Annotated in this window: 14 protein-coding genes and 1 pseudogene; 9 read left to right on the top strand and 6 right to left on the bottom strand. The window is 71.1% G+C overall.

Annotated features, from left to right (window positions below):
• Window positions 1-130: 130 nt before the first annotated feature.
• From ABZ532_RS23400 to ABZ532_RS23385, 4 genes are all read left to right on the top strand, one after another.
• Window positions 131-2,383, top strand: coding sequence for a molybdopterin-dependent oxidoreductase (locus tag ABZ532_RS23400; protein WP_361286942.1), 2,253 nt, complete (start codon window positions 131-133; stop codon window positions 2,381-2,383).
• A 167-nt stretch (window positions 2,384-2,550) separates the two neighbouring features.
• Window positions 2,551-2,967, top strand: coding sequence for a hypothetical protein (locus tag ABZ532_RS23395; protein ID WP_361286939.1), 417 nt, complete (start codon window positions 2,551-2,553; stop codon window positions 2,965-2,967).
• Window positions 2,968-3,173: 206 nt separating this feature from the next.
• A complete protein-coding gene (locus ABZ532_RS23390) occupies window positions 3,174-4,565 on the top strand; it encodes an aldehyde dehydrogenase family protein (RefSeq protein WP_361286936.1) in 1,392 nt (463 codons plus the stop codon).
• A 41-nt stretch (window positions 4,566-4,606) separates the two neighbouring features.
• Complete coding sequence (locus ABZ532_RS23385; RefSeq protein ID WP_361286933.1) at window positions 4,607-5,686, top strand: Zn-dependent alcohol dehydrogenase; 1,080 nt, start codon at window positions 4,607-4,609, stop codon at window positions 5,684-5,686.
• Window positions 5,687-5,779: 93 nt separating this feature from the next.
• On the opposite strand, the pseudogene ABZ532_RS23380 reads toward ABZ532_RS23385, so the two are convergent.
• Both ABZ532_RS23380 and ABZ532_RS23375 read right to left on the bottom strand, forming a co-directional pair.
• Window positions 5,780-6,390 (bottom strand): annotated as a pseudogene (locus ABZ532_RS23380) (helix-turn-helix domain-containing protein); the annotation flags it as partial.
• Window positions 6,391-6,447: 57 nt separating this feature from the next.
• The gene (locus tag ABZ532_RS23375; protein ID WP_361286931.1) at window positions 6,448-7,110 is read right to left on the bottom strand and encodes a TetR/AcrR family transcriptional regulator C-terminal domain-containing protein; all 663 of its coding nucleotides are present in this window, start codon (window positions 7,108-7,110) and stop codon (window positions 6,448-6,450) included.
• A gap of 63 nt (window positions 7,111-7,173) precedes the next feature.
• Here ABZ532_RS23375 and ABZ532_RS23370 point away from each other — a divergent pair, with 63 nt between their 5' ends.
• The 3 genes from ABZ532_RS23370 (at window position 7,174) to ABZ532_RS23360 (ending at window position 9,454) form a co-directional block, all read left to right on the top strand.
• Entirely contained in the window at window positions 7,174-8,325 is a 1,152-nt protein-coding gene (locus tag ABZ532_RS23370) for an acyl-CoA dehydrogenase family protein (protein WP_361286928.1), read from the top strand.
• A gap of 110 nt (window positions 8,326-8,435) precedes the next feature.
• Entirely contained in the window at window positions 8,436-8,723 is a 288-nt protein-coding gene (locus ABZ532_RS23365; protein WP_361286925.1) for a YiaA/YiaB family inner membrane protein, read from the top strand.
• Window positions 8,724-8,803: 80 nt separating this feature from the next.
• Complete coding sequence (locus tag ABZ532_RS23360) at window positions 8,804-9,454, top strand: TetR/AcrR family transcriptional regulator (RefSeq protein WP_361286922.1); 651 nt, start codon at window positions 8,804-8,806, stop codon at window positions 9,452-9,454.
• A gap of 34 nt (window positions 9,455-9,488) precedes the next feature.
• On the opposite strand, the gene ABZ532_RS23355 is transcribed toward ABZ532_RS23360, so the two are convergent.
• The 3 genes from ABZ532_RS23355 to ABZ532_RS23345 form a co-directional block, all read right to left on the bottom strand.
• Entirely contained in the window at window positions 9,489-9,950 is a 462-nt protein-coding gene (locus ABZ532_RS23355) for a MaoC family dehydratase (protein WP_361286919.1), read from the bottom strand.
• Between the two features lie 154 nt (window positions 9,951-10,104).
• Window positions 10,105-11,172, bottom strand: a complete 1,068-nt coding sequence (locus ABZ532_RS23350) for an RNA ligase (ATP) (protein WP_361286916.1) — start codon at window positions 11,170-11,172, stop codon at window positions 10,105-10,107.
• A 150-nt stretch (window positions 11,173-11,322) separates the two neighbouring features.
• Window positions 11,323-11,934, bottom strand: coding sequence for a hypothetical protein (locus tag ABZ532_RS23345; RefSeq protein ID WP_361286913.1), 612 nt, complete (start codon window positions 11,932-11,934; stop codon window positions 11,323-11,325).
• Window positions 11,935-12,178: 244 nt separating this feature from the next.
• Between ABZ532_RS23345 and ABZ532_RS23340 the strand changes: the two genes are divergently transcribed.
• The gene (locus ABZ532_RS23340) at window positions 12,179-15,004 is read left to right on the top strand and encodes a penicillin acylase family protein (RefSeq protein WP_361286910.1); all 2,826 of its coding nucleotides are present in this window, start codon (window positions 12,179-12,181) and stop codon (window positions 15,002-15,004) included.
• Window positions 15,005-15,052: 48 nt separating this feature from the next.
• Here the strand turns inward: ABZ532_RS23340 and ABZ532_RS23335 are convergent, their stop codons facing one another.
• Window positions 15,053-16,258: an alpha/beta hydrolase gene (locus ABZ532_RS23335; RefSeq protein WP_361287103.1), complete on the bottom strand. Its 1,206-nt coding sequence runs from the start codon at window positions 16,256-16,258 to the stop codon at window positions 15,053-15,055.
• Window positions 16,259-16,518: 260 nt separating this feature from the next.
• On the opposite strand from ABZ532_RS23335, the gene ABZ532_RS23330 reads away from it, so the two are divergent.
• Window positions 16,519-17,286, top strand: a complete 768-nt coding sequence (locus ABZ532_RS23330) for an SDR family oxidoreductase (RefSeq protein WP_361286907.1) — start codon at window positions 16,519-16,521, stop codon at window positions 17,284-17,286.
• The last annotated feature ends 139 nt before the right edge of the window (window positions 17,287-17,425 follow it).

The raw sequence follows: 17,425 nt of genomic DNA, 5'->3' as shown, positions 1-17,425 counted from the left end.
GCCCGCGGCGACTCGGTCATGTCGCCGGGTGGCCTCCCCGGTCGTCGTGCTACCCCTCGCCGTCATGCATACCGGTCGGTATGCTCGGCACTGCCCGCGCGCCAACGCCGCCGCCCACGGGGAGGCCCCCATGCCGGAAACCGATGCCACCCGCACCGCCCTGCGGATCTGTCCACTGTGCGAAGCCACCTGCGGGCTGACCCTGACCATCGAGGGCGGCCGTGTCACCGGCGCCCGGGGCGACCAGGACGATGTCTTCAGCCAGGGCTTCCTCTGCCCCAAGGGCGCGTCCTTCGGCGAACTCGACGCCGACCCCGACCGGCTGCGCACGCCCCTGGTCCGCGCCGCATCCGGTGAGCTGCGGGAGGCGACCTGGGAGGAGGCGTTCGACACCGTCGCCGCCCGGATCCGGCCGCTGATCGAGGAGCACGGACCGAACGCGGTCGGGATCGTCCTCGGCAACCCGAACGTGCACACCATGGCGGGCGGGCTCTATCCCCCGGTCCTGCTCTCGAGCCTGCGCACCCGCAACCTCTTCACCGCCTCGACGCTCGACCAGATGCCCAAACACGTCTCCAGCGGACTGCTCTTCGGCAGTGCGACGGCCATACCCGTCCCCGATCTGGACCGCACCGACCATCTGCTGATGCTCGGGGCCAATCCGCTGGAGTCCAATGGCAGCCTGTGCACCGCGCCCGACTTCCCCGGCAAGCTCAAAGCGCTGCGCCGCCGCGGCGGCAGTCTCACCGTCGTGGACCCGCGGCGCACCCGCACCGCCCGGCTCGCCGACCGGCATGTGAGCATCCGCCCGGGCGCGGACGCCCTGCTGCTCGCCGCACTCGCCCATGTCCTTTTCGAAGAAGGGCTCACCAATCTCGGCGATCTTGCCGGGCGGGTGGAGGGAGTGGACGAGGTCAGGGCGGCCGTACGGGACTTCGCGCCCGAGGCCGTCGCGGCGGCCTGCGACGTGGACCCCGCGGAGATACGTGCCATCGCCCGCGAGCTGGCCGCCGCCCCGACCGCGGCCGTGTACGGACGCATCGGCAGCTGCACCGTCGAGCACGGCACCCTGGCCAGCTGGCTCGTGGACGTCCTCAACATCCTCACAGGCAACCTCGACCGGCCCGGCGGTGCCCTCTTCCCCCTCGCCGCCACCGACCGGGCGCCCCGCCCGGACGGCCCGGGCAAGGGCTTCGTACTCGGGCGCTGGAGCAGCCGGGTGAGCGGCCATCCCGAAGCCAAGGGTGAATTTCCCATGTCGGCACTGGCCGAGGAGATCGAGACCCCGGGCAGCGGGCGGATCCGGGCCCTGATCGCGATCGCCGCCAACCCCGTGCTCTCCGCGCCGGACGGGGACCGGCTGGACCGCGCCCTGAGCGGCGGCCTCGACTTCATGGTCAGCGTGGACCCGTATCTGAACGAGACCTCGCGCCACGCGGATGTCGTGCTGCCCCCGCCGCCCCCGTCCCGCAGCGCCCACTTCGACTTCGCCTTCAACGCCTTCGCCGTACGCAACCAGGCGCGCTACACACCCGCCGCCATCCCGCTCGACCCGGGCGCGATGGACGAGTGCGAGATCCACGCCCGGTTGATCCTCGCCGTGGGCGGGATGCACGGAACCGACCCCGCCACGGTCGACGAGACGGTCATCGAGGCCTCGCTCGTCAAGGCCGTCGCCGACCCGCACTCACCGGTGCACGGACAGGACCCCAAGCAGCTGGCCGCCCGGCTGGCCGGCGCCACCGGGCCCGAGCGGCGACTGGACATGATGCTCCGCCTCGGCCCGTACGGCCTCACTCTCGGCGATCTGCTCGACCGGCCGCACGGAGTCGACCTGGGCTCGCTGCGCCCCCGGCTCGGCCAGGTGCTCAGGACCCGCAGCGGACGCATCGAGCTGCTGCCGGGGCCCGTCGCCGCCGATCTGCCGAGACTGCGCCGCGCGCTGGGGGAGCGGGGCGGGGGGCTCGTCCTGGTGGGCCGCCGACATCTGCGCTCCAACAACAGCTGGCTGCACAACGTCCCCGCGCTGAACGGCGGTTCCAACCGCTGCACCCTCCAGGTGCACCCCGATGACGCCGCCCGGCTCGGTCTCGACGACGGGGTCGCCGCCGTGATCGAGGCGGGGGGCGGACGGCTGGAGGTGCCGGTGGAGGTCACCGACTCCGTGCGCACCGGTGTGGTGAGCCTTCCGCACGGCTGGGGACACGACCGCCCCGGCACCCGGATGACGGTGGCGGCGGCGCGGCCCGGAGTGAACGTCAACCAGCTGCTCGACGGCTCGCTGCTCGACCCGTTGTCCGGCACGGCCGTGCTCAACGGCTTCGCCGTGGACGTCGCCCCTGCCGCGCTTCCTCTCTCCGTCGATGAGCCTTCTGTTCGATGAATCGCTCTCGCGTTCGTGCGCGTGCTGAACGCGAGATGGTGCCCCTGCGTACTAAGGGCTGTCCGCGTCCGGAACAGACGCGGCGGTACCTCTCACTCCGGCGGGTCTCTCCGGGGCGCGGTTCCCCGGTGCGGTGACACGTCTGAGCGCGAACGACAGGAGCGGCAATGACTGATGGTGACGGGCCGATCATCCACGGACTCCCGGACGGTGGCGCTGAGTTGTCCGTCGTCCTGCGGCTGCGCTGGGACGATGTGGCCGCACTCGGCCGTGAGGCCAGCCGGCTCGCGGAGCAGCGGGGGACACCGGTGAGCCTGGACGAGGCCGCGAGTCACCGGCTGCGCACCTGGTCGTCGGTGGCGAAGGGGCCGGACGAGAAGGCCCAGGCCGCACACGGCACCCCCGCTGCCGCCCAGTCCGCTCCCACGGCTGCGGCGATCTCGGCGGCGCCCGCCGGCGACCGGTCGCGGGTCCAGGTGGGGCCGATCGGCGAGTCCGCCCGGGTCGCCTCGATCTCGGCGTCGCCCGTCGCGGCCCGCCAGGTGCAGGCGGCCCCGGCGACGGCCGGCCAGACGCCGGCCTGAAACCAGCCCGCGCAGGGCTCGGGCCGCATCCCCGGAGTCTCCCCACCCCGCTACAGGAAGGAGCGGGGTGGGGTGGGGGAAAGGCGTGAGTAGGGGGAGAATCACAGCACCACCCGGGCACGTGGACGTGGCGCTGGAAAACTAACACCGCTAGTTTGGGCGTCGGATCGCGAGTACTGCCGTGCCACGCCCAAAGGAGACAGCGGATGAAGGCCCACGACGGGATGTACATCGGCGGCGCCTGGGAGCCCGCCGCCGGTAGCGACACCATCGCGGTGGTGAACCCAGCGGACGAGCGGGTCATCGCCCATGTCCCGGCCGGTACGGCGGAGGACGTGGACGCGGCGGTACGCGCCGCCCGCGCCGCTTTCCCCGCCTGGGCCGCCACGCCGCCCGCCGAGCGCGCGGCCGCCATCACCGCGCTCCGCGACGCGCTCGCCGCCCGTACGGCCGAGATCGCCGAGACTGTCACCGCCGAGCTCGGTGCACCCGCACAGCTGGCCCAGACCGTGCACGCGGGCCTTCCGGTCCTGGTCGCCGGCTCGTACGCGGAACTCGCCGCCTCCTGTTCGTTCGAGGAGCAGATCGGCAACTCCACCGTGCTGCTGGAACCGGTCGGCGTCGTCGGCGCGATCACGCCCTGGAACTACCCGCTGCACCAGATCGTCGCCAAGGTCGCCCCGGCACTGGCGGCGGGCTGCACGGTCGTGCTCAAGCCCGCCGAGGACACTCCGCTGACCGCCCAGCTCTTCGCCGAGGCCGTCCACGAGGCGGGCCTGCCGGCGGGAGTGTTCAACATGGTCACCGGGCTCGGCCCGGTCGCCGGACAGGCGCTCGCCGCACACCCCGGAGTGGACCTGGTCTCCTTCACCGGCTCCACCGCCGTCGGCCGCCGGATCGGCGCGACCGCGGGCGGCGCCGTCAAGCGCGTGGCTCTGGAGCTCGGAGGCAAGTCCGCCAACGTGATCCTGCCGAGCGCCGATCTGGCCAAGGCCGTGAGCGTCGGCATCGCCAATGTCATGTCCAACTCCGGCCAGACGTGCAGCGCCTGGACCCGCATGCTCGTGCACACCGACCAGTACGACGAGGCCGTGGCGCTCGCCGCGGCGGCCGTCGCCAAGTACGTGCCCGGCGAGCGCATCGGCCCGCTCGTCAACGCGAAGCAGCAGCAGCGGGTGCGCGGCTACATCGAGCAGGGCGTCGCCGAAGGCGCCCGGCTGGTCGCCGGCGGTCCCGAAGCCCCGCACGACACCGGTTACTTCGTCGCCCCGACCGTCTTCGCCGACGTGACGCCCGAGATGGCCATCGCCCAGGAGGAGATCTTCGGGCCGGTCGTCTCGATCCTGCGGTACGAGGACGAGGACGATGCCCTGCGGATCGCGAACGGCACCGTGTACGGCCTGGCGGGCGCGGTGTGGGGGGAGAGGGACGAGGCCGTCGCGTTCGCCCGCAGGATGGACACCGGACAGGTCGACATCAACGGCGGTCGCTTCAACCCCCTGGCACCGTTCGGCGGTTACAAGCAGTCCGGCATCGGCCGCGAACTCGGCCCGCACGGTCTCGCCGAGTATCTGCACACCAAGTCCCTCCAGTTCTGACCCGTCCGACCAGTTCTGAAAATCACCGAGGAGTGCTCAGCGTGGTCCGCGCCGCCGTACTGCCCGCCATCGGCTCCCCCCTGGAGATCATCGGGATCGAGCTCCCCGAGCCCGGTCCCGGACAGGTGAGGGTCCGTATCGCCGCCGCGGGGGTCTGCCATTCCGATCTCTCGCTGTCCAACGGCACCATGCGGGTGCCGGTACCCGCCGTGCTCGGCCACGAGGGCGCGGGCACGGTCGTGTCCGTCGGTGAAGGCGTCACCCATGTCGCGCCCGGCGACGGGGTCGTCCTCAACTGGGCGCCGTCCTGCGGGAAGTGCCACCACTGCTCGATCGGCGAGGTCTGGCTCTGCTCCGACGCCCTGACCGGCACATCAAGGGTGCACGCCGTCGCCGAGGACGGGACCGAACTCCACCCCGGTCTCAACGTCGCCGCGTTCGCCGAGGAGACCGTCGTCGCCGCCAACTGCGTCCTGCCGGTCCCGGACGGGGTGCCGCTCGTCGATGCCGCGCTCCTCGGCTGCGCGGTGCTCACCGGCTACGGCGCCGTGCGCCACAGCGCCCGGGTCCGCGAGGGCGAGTCGGTGGTCGTCCTCGGTGTCGGCGGGGTCGGGCTCGCGACCCTCCAGTCCGCCCGGATCGCCGGCGCGTCCACGATCATCGCCGTGGACGTGTCCCCCGAGAAGGAGGCACTGGCCCGCCGGGCCGGTGCCACCGAATATGTCGTCGCCTCCGACACCACCGCCCGTGAGATCCGCAAGCTGACCGGTGGCCAGGGCGCGGACGTGGCCGTCGAGTGCGTGGGCCGCGCTGAGACGATCCGCACCGCCTGGGACTCGACGCGGCGCGGCGGCCGCACGACCGTCGTCGGCATCGGCGGCAAGGACCAGCAGGTCACGTTCAACGCCCTGGAGATCTTCCACTGGGGCCGGACCCTCTCCGGCTGCGTCTACGGGAACTCCGACCCGGCGCGTGACCTCCCGGTGCTGGCGGAGCACATCCGCACGGGCCGGTTCGACCTGAGCGCGCTGGTCAGCGAGCGGATCGGCCTGGACGGCATTCCGGCCGCCTTCGACAACATGATCGCGGGGAGGGGAGCCAGGGCGCTGGTCGTGCTCTGAAGCGGCGCGTGCGGCGCGGCCGGACGCCCGCGGCTTGTCCGTGCGCGCCGTCGTTCTCCGCAGCGTTCTGCTCACCGCAGTGCCTCGCTTTTCGATAGCCAGGAGCTCGCCCAGCGCCCGCTCCCCGTCAGGTGTGACCTTCACGGCCCGCTGCGATCCGATGCGTACGCACCATCCGACCGCAAGTGCGTGCCGGCACAACTCCGCGCCCGCGACCCCGGCCAGATGCGATCTGCGCTCCGTCCAGTCCAGACAGGCCCGGCCAGCGGTCGGCGTCCGCCGCGCGGCAGAGCGATCCCCGCGTCCCGGAACCATGCGAGACCGGCGTCGGTCAGCGCGAAACCGGTGTCCTGGAGCAGCAGTCCGCGGGCGGTCATGGCTTCGGTGATCGCGATGCCTAGGCGCCCCGCGAGATGGTCGTAGCAGGTGCGCCCCCGTGCCATGGCGCTCTGGGCGTTCGCCGCGCGCAGCGAACGCGGGGGCTCGGCCACGGGAGCGGTGCAGGCGGCCAGCTCCTCCACGAGGTGCGCGGCCCGCCCGTGGGCCAGTCGTACATAGCGGTGCCGCCCCTGCCGCTCCTCGGCGAGCAGACCGCCCGCGACCAGCCTGCCCAGGTGCTCACTGGCGGTCGACCGGGCCACCCCGGCGCGGCGTGCCAGTTCCCCCGCGGCCCAGGCCCGGCCGTCGAGCAGGGCGAGACACATGGCGGCGCGTGCCGGGTCGGCGAGCAGCGCGGCCAGTGCGGCGACAGGGTCCCGTGCCTACGCTTCGGTGTCGGCCGAAGTGTCCGATCGCCGTTCGTACTGCACCGCGAGCCCGTCCAGCAGCGCCCGCAGTCCCGTCGTGAAAGCCCCCTCGTCCACCTGCTGCTGCCGGTCGGCGAGCAGATGGGCCTGGCCGAGGTGCGGATAGTCGGCCGGGTCGTAGGCGGCCTCGTCGTCGACGAAACCGCGGGCGAAGGAGCCGAGCGCCGAGCCGGTGATGAAGTACCGCATCAGCGCGCCGATATGGGTCGCCTGGGGAGGCGGCCAGCCGGACCTGACCATCGCGCCGAAGACGGTGTCGGCGACCTTCAGGCCCGCGGGCCTGCGGCCGGGGCCGCGGGCGAGTACCGGGACGATATTGGGATGCTCGGTGAGGGCCGCGCGATAGGAGAGGGCCCAGTCGTGCAAGGCCGTGCGCCAGCCGCGGCCGTCCGACGGGTCGAACATCGACAGGTCCACCTTGGCGCTGACGGCGTCGGCCACCGCTTCCAGGATCTCGTCCTTGTTGCGGAAGTGGTTGTAGAGCGATGGGCCGCTCACGCCCAGCTCTGCGGCGAGGCGGCGGGTGGAGACCGCGTCCAGTCCTTCGGCGTCCACCAGCGCGCTCGCCACCCCGACGATGCGGTCTCTGCTGAGGAGGGGCTTGCGCGGTCGGGCCATGCGGCACATAGTAGGCCCTGCGAATCATAAACTAGCAGTGTTAGTTAAAGTGGGGAGTGCCCGGTGGATCTGGAACTCGGCGACGAGCACGAGGCTGTCCGGAAACTCGCCCGCGACTTCGTCGAGCGGGAGGTCACGCCCCATGCGGCCGCATGGGACCGGGCCGAGGCCATCGACCGGGCGATCGTGGCGAAGCTGGGTGCCGTCGGCTTCCTGGGGCTCACGATCGACGAGAGGTACGGTGGTTCGGGCGGCGACCACCTCGCGTACTGCCTGGTCACCGAGGAGCTGGGACGGGGCGACTCGTCGGTGCGTGGGATCGTCTCCGTGTCCCTCGGGCTCGTCACCAAGACCATCGCGGCCTGGGGGAGCGAGGAGCAGAAGCGGCACTGGCTGCCCCGGCTCGCCTCGGGCGAGGCCCTCGGCTGCTTCGGTCTCACCGAGCCCGGTACCGGATCCGACGCCGGGAGCCTCGGCACCACGGCCGCAAGGGACGGCGAGGACTACGTCCTCAACGGTTCGAAGATGTTCATCACCAACGGCACCTGGGCCGACGTCGTGCTGCTCTTCGCCCGCACCAACGGCAGCCCGGGCCACCGGGGCGTCTCCGCGTTCCTCGTGCCCACGGCCACCCCGGGACTGAGCCGCCGCGCCATCCACGGCAAACTCGGGCTGCGTGGTCAGGCAACCGCCGAGCTGGTCCTCCAGGATGTCAGGATCCCCGCGACGGCGATGCTCGGGCCCGAGGGAAAGGGATTCCCGATCGCCATGTCCGCGCTGGCCAAGGGGCGGATGTCGGTGGCCGCCGGTTGTGTCGGCATCGCTCAGGCGGCGCTGGACGCCGCCGTCGGCTACGCGGGTCAGCGTGAGCAGTTCGGCAAGCCCATCGCCTCCTACCAGCTGGTGCAGGAGCTCATCAGCGACATCGCCGTCGACGTGGACGCGGCGCGGCTGCTGACCTGGCGGGTCGCCGATCTCGTCGACCGGGGCGAGGACTTCGCCACGGCCGCGTCCAAGGCCAAGCTGTTCGCCTCCGAGGCCGCGGTGCGCGCCGCGAACAACGCACTCCAGGTCTACGGCGGATACGGGTACATCGACGAGTACCCGGTGGGCAAACTGCTCCGCGACGCGCGGGTGATGACGCTGTACGAGGGCACCAGTCAGATACAGAAGCTGATCATCGGCCGTGCGCTGACCGGGGTCTCCGCGTTCTGAGTACCGAGCCGCCGCACCGAAGCTGCCCGCAATCCGACCGATCATCTGAGCTGTTCATCTGAGTACCCGTACGGATGTGGCGGCCGTCACGCGCGCCGATGCTGGTTCCCATGAGCGACAGACAGATCACCCAGCAGAACACGGCGGCCTACTACGCCCAGGCCGCGATCTCCTTCGGTATCGCGCTCGGTGCGGTCACCCTCGGCATCGTCAACCTGGACGCCGATGTCTGGGTGCGCGCCTTCCTCGGCATCGCCGTCCTGTACCTGACCACCTCGTCCTTCACCCTGGCCAAGGTCGTACGGGACAAGCAGGAGGCAGGTCAGATCGTCAGCCGGGTGGATCAGGCCAGAGTGGAGAAGCTGTTGGCCGAGCACGACCCGTTCCAGAAGCTGTGAGCGTGTTCTAAGCGCTTGCTCAGGTTCAGGGTATGGTGTTCGTCCGGCCGGGAGGCGGAGACGAAGGGGCGGAGCGAGCGATGAGTACGGCGGAGGAACGGGCCGGCGTCGATGACATGCCGTGGGGCGAGGTCACTCCGGAGGCGGCCAGAAGGCTGCTCGTCGCCGCCGTCGAGGCCTTCGCCGAGCGCGGCTACCACGCCACCACGACGCGCGACATCGCCGGCCGTGCCGGGATGAGCCCGGCCGCGCTCTACATCCACTACAAGACCAAGGAAGAGCTGCTCCACCGGATCAGCCGCATCGGGCACGACCGTGCGCTGGAACTCCTGGAGGAGGCGGCCGGCGGGGAGGGCACGGCGGCCGAACGGCTCGCCGACGCCGTCCGCTGCTTCGTCCGCTGGCACGCCGAGCGGCACACCACGGCCCGGGTCGTGCAGTACGAGCTCGACGCACTCAGCGAGGAGCACCGCGCAGAGATCGTCGCCCTGCGGCGCAAGTCCGACGCGGTGGTCCAGCGCCTCGTCAACGAAGGCGTCGCGGCAGGGGAGTTCGACGTGCCGGACGTCCCGGGCACGACTCTCGCCGTGCTGTCCCTCTGTATCGACGTGGCCAGGTGGTTCAGCGCCCAGGGGAGCCGTACGCCGGACGAGGTCGGCGCCCTCTACGCCGACCTCGCGCTGCGCATGGTCGGTGCCACTACCGCTCAGGAGAAGCGGCGGCTCGGGTAGTGGCTCGAAGGCGGCGGCCCGGGAGGCGTGGGGCTCAGAAGAAGTAGCGCGACACCGACTCGGCCACGCAGACCGGCTTGTCGCCGCCCTCGCGCTCCACGGTGACGACAGCCGTCACCTGGACGCCGCCGCCCGCCTCCTCCACGCTCTTGAGCACCGCCGTGGCGCGCAGCCGGGAGCCGACCGGCACGGGTGCGGGGAAGCGGACCTTGTTGGCGCCGTAGTTGATGCCCATCTTGATGTCCTCGACCCGCATGACCTGAGGGACGAGCGCGGGCAGCAGCGACAGGGTGAGATAGCCGTGCGCGATGGTCCTGCCGAACGGGCCGGCGGCGGCGCGCTCGGGGTCCACGTGGATCCACTGGTGGTCGCCGGTGGCATCGGCGAAGAGGTCGATCCGCTTCTGGTCGACCTCCAGCCAGTCGCTGTACCCGAGCTGCTCACCGACCCCGGCGACCAGTTCATCGGCGGACGTGAAGATCCTCGGCTCGGCCATGTTTCTTCCCTGCCTCTCATCCGTGGCGACGCGCATCTAAGCGACTGCTTAGCATGGTGGGCCGCCGGTCGTCTGTCAACGGATACCCCGGCCGGGAAAACGGTGGCGCGGGGTGGCCCGCACCCCCGTGCCGGGCCACCCCGCGCCGGACCGGTCACTCGTACTCGGTGCCGCCCTTGCGGGTCAGATACGCCGGGCTGACCGCCTTGGCTATCGCCCGGCCACCCGTCACCGGGCTGTAGCGCTCGGCGGCCGGACGGATCACCACGCCCTCGCGCAGATGCAGCTCCCGGCCGGAGACGGTCTCGCGACCGCTCGCCAGCTCCAGAACCTTGCCCAGCGTGAACGGGCCCTCGTACAGCCTCGGGACCAGGGGCAGTTCACCGTCGAGCAGCTCTGCCGCGTCCAGCCACTCCACCCGCCCGCCGGTCTCGGCGCACACGTCGAACGCCGCGAAGCCGAGCGCGGCCGAACGGGCGTCCGCGCCGTACACGAGGTCCTGCACCCCGGCGCCGTACACCTCGCCGAAGATGCCCACCCGCTCCGCGCCGAGCCGCTCGGCCAGTCGTGCCGCGACCTCCGCCACGCCATGGCCCCGCACGGCGCGCCAGTACAGGTTGCGTGGGTCCTCCCTCAGGGCGAGCCCCTTCGACCCGAAGCCCTTCGACGACACCAGCAGCCTCCCCGTCGAGGCGACATAGGTCACCAGGCAGGCCGTGCCGTGCAGCTTCTCCGTGAGCACCACGGGCTCATCCGGAGCGAAGATGTCCGGATAGCGCTGGAGATTCTCGATGTCGACCCAGCGCAGCAGCTCAGGAGCCGGCTCGACCTCGCCGCTCATCGTGGGAGGGATCGGCGGCGACCACTTGGTGATGCCGAGCAGCCCGGCGAAGTCGGTGCCCTCGGTGGCCGCGCGCTCCAGGTCGGCCTCCGTGAGCGCCTTGGGTCGGCACACGATCCCCTGCGACAGCTCGCCGCGCAGGCGCACCGCCTTGACCCGGTCGGACGCCCGCCCCGCCAGCCGTCCGGTCAGCCCCAGCTCCTCGATCAGCCCGGCAGGCAGCACGGCCTGCTCCGGGATGTAGACGGCGATGTCGCCGCTGCGGTAGGCGCCCTTGGCGACGACGGCCCGGTACAGGCCCACCTGGGCCAGTTCAAGGGCATCGGCGTTCGGATGATCATGGATGGTCAGCACTTCGGCGGTGACGCGCAGCGTCGACATGTCACGGCTCCCTGGACGTGGTTCGCATAACAACGCCACTGTCGCCGTGGGGAATTGCGGTGAGCCACCGAATTTCGCCCTGCTACGGTCTCACCGCGGCGCAGGGGACCGGCTTCGCACCGCCGGTGCCCCGCGCCCGCTGTGTGCGAGTCAGGCCACCGACGCCAGTGCCCTGCCGCGCGTCCGCTTGGCGGTCCTGAGTGCCTCGTTCGTCAGCACGGGCTGGGGCACCACGACCCCGCAGCCCGCGCACACCGGACCGAAGCCCGGATCGTGTTCCAGATCCTGCCGCCAGACGATGCGCCGGTCCGCACACACCGGGCACACCGCACTCGGGCGCGACCCCAGCGCCTTGATCAGCCGGCGCAGCACCACGTCCAGTGGGTCCGTGGGGTGCACCTCCGGGTCGTCGCACCGCGCGATCCCGTTGCCGCCCCAGGTACGCCGGTGCCAGTCGTCGATCGACCCGGGCCGCCGCAGCCCGTCGTGCTTCTCGCGTTTACGGCGCTCTGCGAAACGCTCCTCGTAGGCGAGCCATACGGCCCGCGCCTGCTCCAGTTCGTTGAGCGCGGCCACCAGCCGCGCCGGATCGGGAGCCCGGTCCTCGGGCTCGATACCGTGCCTGCTGCACAGATGATTCCAGGTCGCCCGGTGTCCATAAGGAGCGAACCGCTCCAGGCACTTGCGCAGGGAATAGCGCCGCAGCGCCAGATCACCTCGCGGGTCGCGGACCTGTCTGGCAAGACTCCGGAAACCGGCCATCGCACGCCACCTCCGTCGCTCGTACTTCATGGCTCGTACTTCCGCGTTGAGGAATGGACGTACGACTACCCAATCCGGCTCCCTCGAACATCCGTCCCCGGATGCGGGGCTGAATTCAGCCGGATGGTCGGAACAAGCGGCGCGAGAAAGCGCGGACGCAACAGAAGAAGTGACGGTCACTCATCTTACCGACGGGTCATACGGCCAGTAGCCTGCGCCGCACCGGCTTCACCGAGGAGCACCCATGCGACGAATCACCGGACACCCCACCGGACGACTGAGAACCGCCTGTGCAGCCCTCGTACTCGGCACGGCCCTCCTGGCGCCGCTGCCCCAGGCCACCGCCGCCGAGGACCCCGCCCCCGTCGTGGACCACTGCCTCGCACAGGGGCAGAGCCAGTGCGCCGACATCCTGCCACCAGGACAGAACGGAAACGCCACCCTCACCGACATCCTGCTCCACCGGCTGTTAGGTACCCGCCCCGGCCACAGCTCCGACCAGCTCGGGCGCTATGACGCACTGGCCGGCGGGTACGGCGGGCTCACCGACGCCAAGCTGACCGAATTCTTCAACGACGCCTCCTTCGGCGTCGCGTCGAACCAGGTCGAGTCGGTGGCCACCCCGCGCTCGGACGTCAGCATCACCCGGGACAAGAAGACCGGTGTCCCGCACATCAAGGGCACCACCCGGTACGGCACGGAGTTCGGCGCGGGATACGCCGCCGCCCAGGACCGGCTCTGGATGATGGACCTCTTCCGGCACATCGGCCGCGGCAACCTCACTCCCTTCGCCGGGGGTGCGCTGGCCAACCAGGGCCTTGAGCAGCAGTTCTGGCCGGGGGCCCCCTATACCGAGGCCGACTTCCAGGCCCAGATCGACCGTATCCGCACCGGCGAAGGACCCCGGGGCGCGCAGGCGATGGCCGACGCACAGGCCTACGTCGACGGCATCAACGCCTATCGCACGCAGTCCAAGAACGGTCGCTACTTCCCCGGGGAATACGTCCTCACCGGTCATATCGACGCGATCACCAACGCCGGTGAGATCGCGCCCTTCAGCCTGACCGATCTGATCTCCATCGCCTCCGTCGTCGGCGGCCAGTTCGGCGGAGGGGGCGGCGGCGAGGTCCAGGCCGCGCTGGCGCTGCTCGCCGCCCAGCAGAAGTACGGCGTGGCCGAGGGAACCCGGGTCTGGGAGTCCTTCCGTCAACGCAACGACCCGGAAGCCGTCCTCACCGTCCACGACGGCGCTTCCTTCCCCTACGCGCAACGGCCCGAGAACCCGCGCGGCACCGCCCTGCCCGACCCTGGCTCGGTGCGTGTCGAACCGCTCGTCCACGACCGCACCGGCTCGGCCGGCACCAACGCCAAGACCCCGGTGCGCAACCCGGGAGCGCTGGCGCCCGCCCAGGGCATCTTCGACCAGGGCGTGCTGGCGCCCGGGGCACTCAACCCCAGGCGCGGTATGTCCAACGCCCTGCTCGTCTCCGGAGCCCACACCGCGAGCGGCCACCCCGTCGCCGTCTTCGGCCCGCAGACCGGCTACTTCGCTCCTCAGCTGCTGATGCTGCAGGAGATCCAGGGGCCGGGGATCTCCGCCCGCGGTGTCTCCTTCGCGGGCGTCGGGATGTACGTGCAGATGGGGCGCGGCCAGGACTACGCCTGGTCCGCCACCTCCGCCGGTCAGGACATCACCGACACCTACGCCGTCGAACTGTGCGTGCCCGGCGGCAGCACACCCGGCCTGGACGCCGACCACTACCTCTACCGGGGCAGTTGCACCCCGATGGAGAAGCTGGAACGGCGCAACGCCTGGAAGCCGACCGTCGCCGACGGGACCGCGGTGGGTTCCTACCGGCTCCAGGTGTGGCGCACCCGGTACGGCACCGTCACCCACCGCGCCACGATCGGCGGCAAGCCCGTGGCCTACACCTCACTCCGCACCACCTATGGGCATGAAGCCGATTCGATCATCGGCTTCCAGATGCTCAACGATCCCTCGTTCGTGACCGACGCCGCATCCTTCCAGCAGGCCGCACACCAGATCGACTACGCCTTCAACTGGTTCTACGCGGACTCCCGCACCGCCGCCTACTACAACAGCGGCATGAACCCGGTGCGTGCCCCGGGCGTCGATCCGGCCCTGCCGGTGAAGGCCGAACCGGCATATGAATGGCGCGGCTTCGACCCGGTCGCCAACGCGGCCGAGTACACCCCGTTCGCCGAGCACCCCCGTTCCACCGGCCAGGACTACTACATCTCCTGGAACAACCGGCAGGCCAAGGACTACAACACCGCGGGCTTCGGGATGGGCGCCGTCCACCGCGGCGACCTGCTCGACGACCGTGTCGCCCAGCTGGTCCGGAGCGGCGGGGTGACCCGTGCCTCGCTCACCCGGGCCATGGCCGAGGCCGGTGTCACCGATCTGCGCGGCGAGCAGCTCCTGCCCGAGCTGCTCCGGGTCGTGAAGAGCTCACCCGTCACCGACCCCCAGCTCAGCGCGGCGGTCCAGCAGCTGGAGTCATGGCGGACCGCTGGAGCACAGCGCAAGGAGACCACCTCCGGCTCGCATGTCTACGGGCATACCGACGCCGTACGGATCATGGACGCCTGGTGGCCGCTGCTGGTCGGCGCCGAGTTCAGGCCCGGACTCGGTGACGCTCTCTACCAGGCCCTGGCGGCGAACCTGCCCATCGACGAGTCGCCCGCAGCTTCCCACGGCCCTACGGGCGGGCACAGTGGCTCGGCCTTCCAGTCCGGCTGGTGGGGCTTCGTGGACAAGGACCTGAGGCAGGTCCTCGGTGACCCGGTCGCCGGTCCGCTCGCCGCGACCTATTGCGGTGGAGGCCAACTCGCCGCCTGCCGGGATGCGCTGCTCACCACCCTGAGGCAGGCGGTGGCGAAGCCCGCCACCGAGGTCTACCCGGGTGACACGAGCTGCCAGGCCGGTGACCAGTGGTGCTCCGACGCTGTGATGCACCGTGCCCTCGGCGGGATCACCCATCCGGCGATCAACTGGCAGAACCGCCCGACCTACCAGCAGGTCGTGGAATTCCCCTCGCACCGCTGACAGGGGACCGACCACGCGGGACCCGGATCGGGTGCTCCCGGCGCCGCCTCAGCGCCCGATCCGGCCCGCGCGCAGCACCACCCGGGCCAGCTCCGGATGGAGGATGTCGCTGTGCGCTCCGGACGGCGGCCCGCCGCTGCACACCACCGTCGCCGTGTCCACGCTGACGCAGCCAGAGGCGGGAAGCCCTTCCCGTAACGCCGCCTCCAGGGTCAGTCGCCGCGCGCCGGTGACCGCCTGTATGCCGTCGTGGCCCACGGCCCACCAGCGTTCGTCCAGACCGACGATGGTCGAGGAGTCCCTCGCCATCCGTGACGCCAGGGGGTAGAGCACTCCGAGCGCGGTGTCATGGCGTGAGTAGCACCCGACCACCGGGCCGTCCACCCGTGTCTCCATGGCGCGCAGCGCCCCGCCGCTGCCGCGCGCATGGGGGAGCGACGGTGCGAACGCGTAGTGCGAGAAGGCGCCCTGGAGCAGCGTCACCGACTTCACCGTCCGAATCCCGTCCGGCAGCCCGCGCAGCGCGAAGGCCACCAGCCGGGCTCCCATGCTGTGCCCGACGAGATGGATCCGGGTCCGGGGCGACGAGCGGGCCAGATGACCGATCACGGGCCCGAGACCCCGCTCGCCGACCGTCCCCGCCCGCCGCTTCATCGTGTAGTACGTGGCCTGGCGCAGCACCTCACGCCCGCCCTTCCACAGTCTCCTGAGCCCGGTACCGAGGGCCAGGGACGGCTCCACCCCGTCCAGGGCCTCGGTGAACACCCGGCACACCTCGACCGGGTCCTCCTCGAGGAAGGCGGGCGCATCCTCCCCGTCCGGATCGCTCAGATCGCCGGCACAGCCCTCGGCCGGATCGGTGCGGACCAGCTCCCGCACCAGCGCCCCGAACTCCTCGAAGGCCGCCCGCTCCTCGGGCTCGTCCGCGAGCAGTGCTGACAACCGTGTGAGCACACGATCCTGACCTGGGAAGACCCCGGCGAGGGTGTCGAAGTCCGGGATCGGCTCATCGGTGAACATCATCGAGGGCCAGACGACGCCCACGTAGCCGACGGTGGCCCCGCTCGCCACGAACCGGGGGAACGGCTCGAAGAAGCGCGTGTAGAAGCCCCGTGCCACGGACGGGGAGTTGTTCCATCCGTGCGCGAATATCACCAGATCCGTGACCTTCAGCGCCGCCAGCGCGTCCCGCTGGGCGCGGTGCACATCCCCCTGCGCGTCGAACGTGAGCTCCCGATACGGCTCGGCACCCATCTCGGTCACGAGCGTGTCCCTTCTCCCCGCGCACGTCCCCAGGAATCGCACCAGGGGCGACGCACGCCGCGAAACGGCTGTGCGGAAAGCATCCCGCGAGGAGGGATGGACGACCAGAGCGTTGGCGCACACACGCCAGCAGAACCCTTTCCGCTGCGGCTTCGCAGGGCTTTCGTCGGACATACCGACTGGTTAGTCTGTTGCCGAGACGGTCACACCGCCGAGCCGTCCCAGTCGAGCCGTTACCGAAGGCAGGTCCCATGAGCAAGGTGCAGGGTGCGAACGTGGTGGTCACGGGTGCGGGCGGCGGCATCGGGGCCGCACTCGCCCGCAGGTTCGCCGCAGAGGGCGCACGGGTCGTCGTCAATGACCTCGACCCCGGCAGGACCGCGGCCGTCGCCGACGAGACAGGCGCCATCGCCGTCCCCGGCGATGCCTCCGCCATCGTGGAGCAGGCCCGTGAGGCGCTCGGCGGCACCGTCGACATCTACTGCGCCAACGCCGGACTCTCGGCCGCGGGCGGCGCCCTCGCCGACGAGGACGCCTGGGCCGCGGCCTGGGACGTCAACGTCATGGCGCATGTGCGTGCCGCGGGCGCCCTGCTGCCCGACTGGCTGGAGCGCGGCAGCGGCCGCTTCGTCTCCACCGTCTCCGCCGCCGGGCTGCTGAGCATGGTCGGCGCCGCCCCGTACAGCGTCACCAAGCACGGCGCACTCGCATTCGCCGAATGGCTGTCGCTGACCTACCGTCACCGCGGACTCAAGGTCCACGCCATCTGCCCCCAGGGGGTGCGCACGGACATGCTCACCCAGGCCGGAACGGCCGGTCAGCTCGTCCTCGCGCCCGGCGCCATCGAGCCCGAGGACGTCGCCGAGGCCCTCATGGACGGCATCGGAGCCGACCGCTTCCTGATCCTGCCGCACGTCGAGGTCGCCGGGTACTACCAGGCCAGGGCCACCGACACCGATCGCTGGCTGGACAGCATGAACCACATCCAGCAGAAGTGGGAAGGCATGGGTGGTGCGTGAGCGGAGCGCACGGGAAGGCGACACCCGACTGCGAGAAGCTCCCGATCGCGACTAGTGGGAAGATCTCCGGACGGGAGTCGCGTTCCCGAACACGAACGGCACCGGATGCCGGCACGGAAGACGTTACGGAAGGGCGGGT

Source organism: Streptomyces sp. NPDC019396 (assembly GCF_040632375.1).
GTDB lineage: Bacteria > Actinomycetota > Actinomycetes > Streptomycetales > Streptomycetaceae > Streptomyces.
This window is presented reverse-complemented; position numbering and strand designations above follow the sequence as displayed.

Coding starts and splice junctions, on each gene's coding strand:
- ABZ532_RS23400 (WP_361286942.1), top strand. CDS start 131: ATGCCGGAAACCGATGCCACCCGCACCGCCCTGCGGATCTGTCCACTG.
- ABZ532_RS23395 (WP_361286939.1), top strand. CDS start 2,551: ATGACTGATGGTGACGGGCCGATCATCCACGGACTCCCGGACGGTGGC.
- ABZ532_RS23390 (WP_361286936.1), top strand. CDS start 3,174: ATGAAGGCCCACGACGGGATGTACATCGGCGGCGCCTGGGAGCCCGCC.
- ABZ532_RS23375 (WP_361286931.1), bottom strand. CDS start 7,110: ATGGCCCGACCGCGCAAGCCCCTCCTCAGCAGAGACCGCATCGTCGGG.
- ABZ532_RS23365 (WP_361286925.1), top strand. CDS start 8,436: ATGAGCGACAGACAGATCACCCAGCAGAACACGGCGGCCTACTACGCC.
- ABZ532_RS23360 (WP_361286922.1), top strand. CDS start 8,804: ATGAGTACGGCGGAGGAACGGGCCGGCGTCGATGACATGCCGTGGGGC.
- ABZ532_RS23355 (WP_361286919.1), bottom strand. CDS start 9,950: ATGGCCGAGCCGAGGATCTTCACGTCCGCCGATGAACTGGTCGCCGGG.
- ABZ532_RS23350 (WP_361286916.1), bottom strand. CDS start 11,172: ATGTCGACGCTGCGCGTCACCGCCGAAGTGCTGACCATCCATGATCAT.
- ABZ532_RS23345 (WP_361286913.1), bottom strand. CDS start 11,934: ATGGCCGGTTTCCGGAGTCTTGCCAGACAGGTCCGCGACCCGCGAGGT.
- ABZ532_RS23340 (WP_361286910.1), top strand. CDS start 12,179: ATGCGACGAATCACCGGACACCCCACCGGACGACTGAGAACCGCCTGT.
- ABZ532_RS23335 (WP_361287103.1), bottom strand. CDS start 16,258: ATGGGTGCCGAGCCGTATCGGGAGCTCACGTTCGACGCGCAGGGGGAT.
- ABZ532_RS23330 (WP_361286907.1), top strand. CDS start 16,519: ATGAGCAAGGTGCAGGGTGCGAACGTGGTGGTCACGGGTGCGGGCGGC.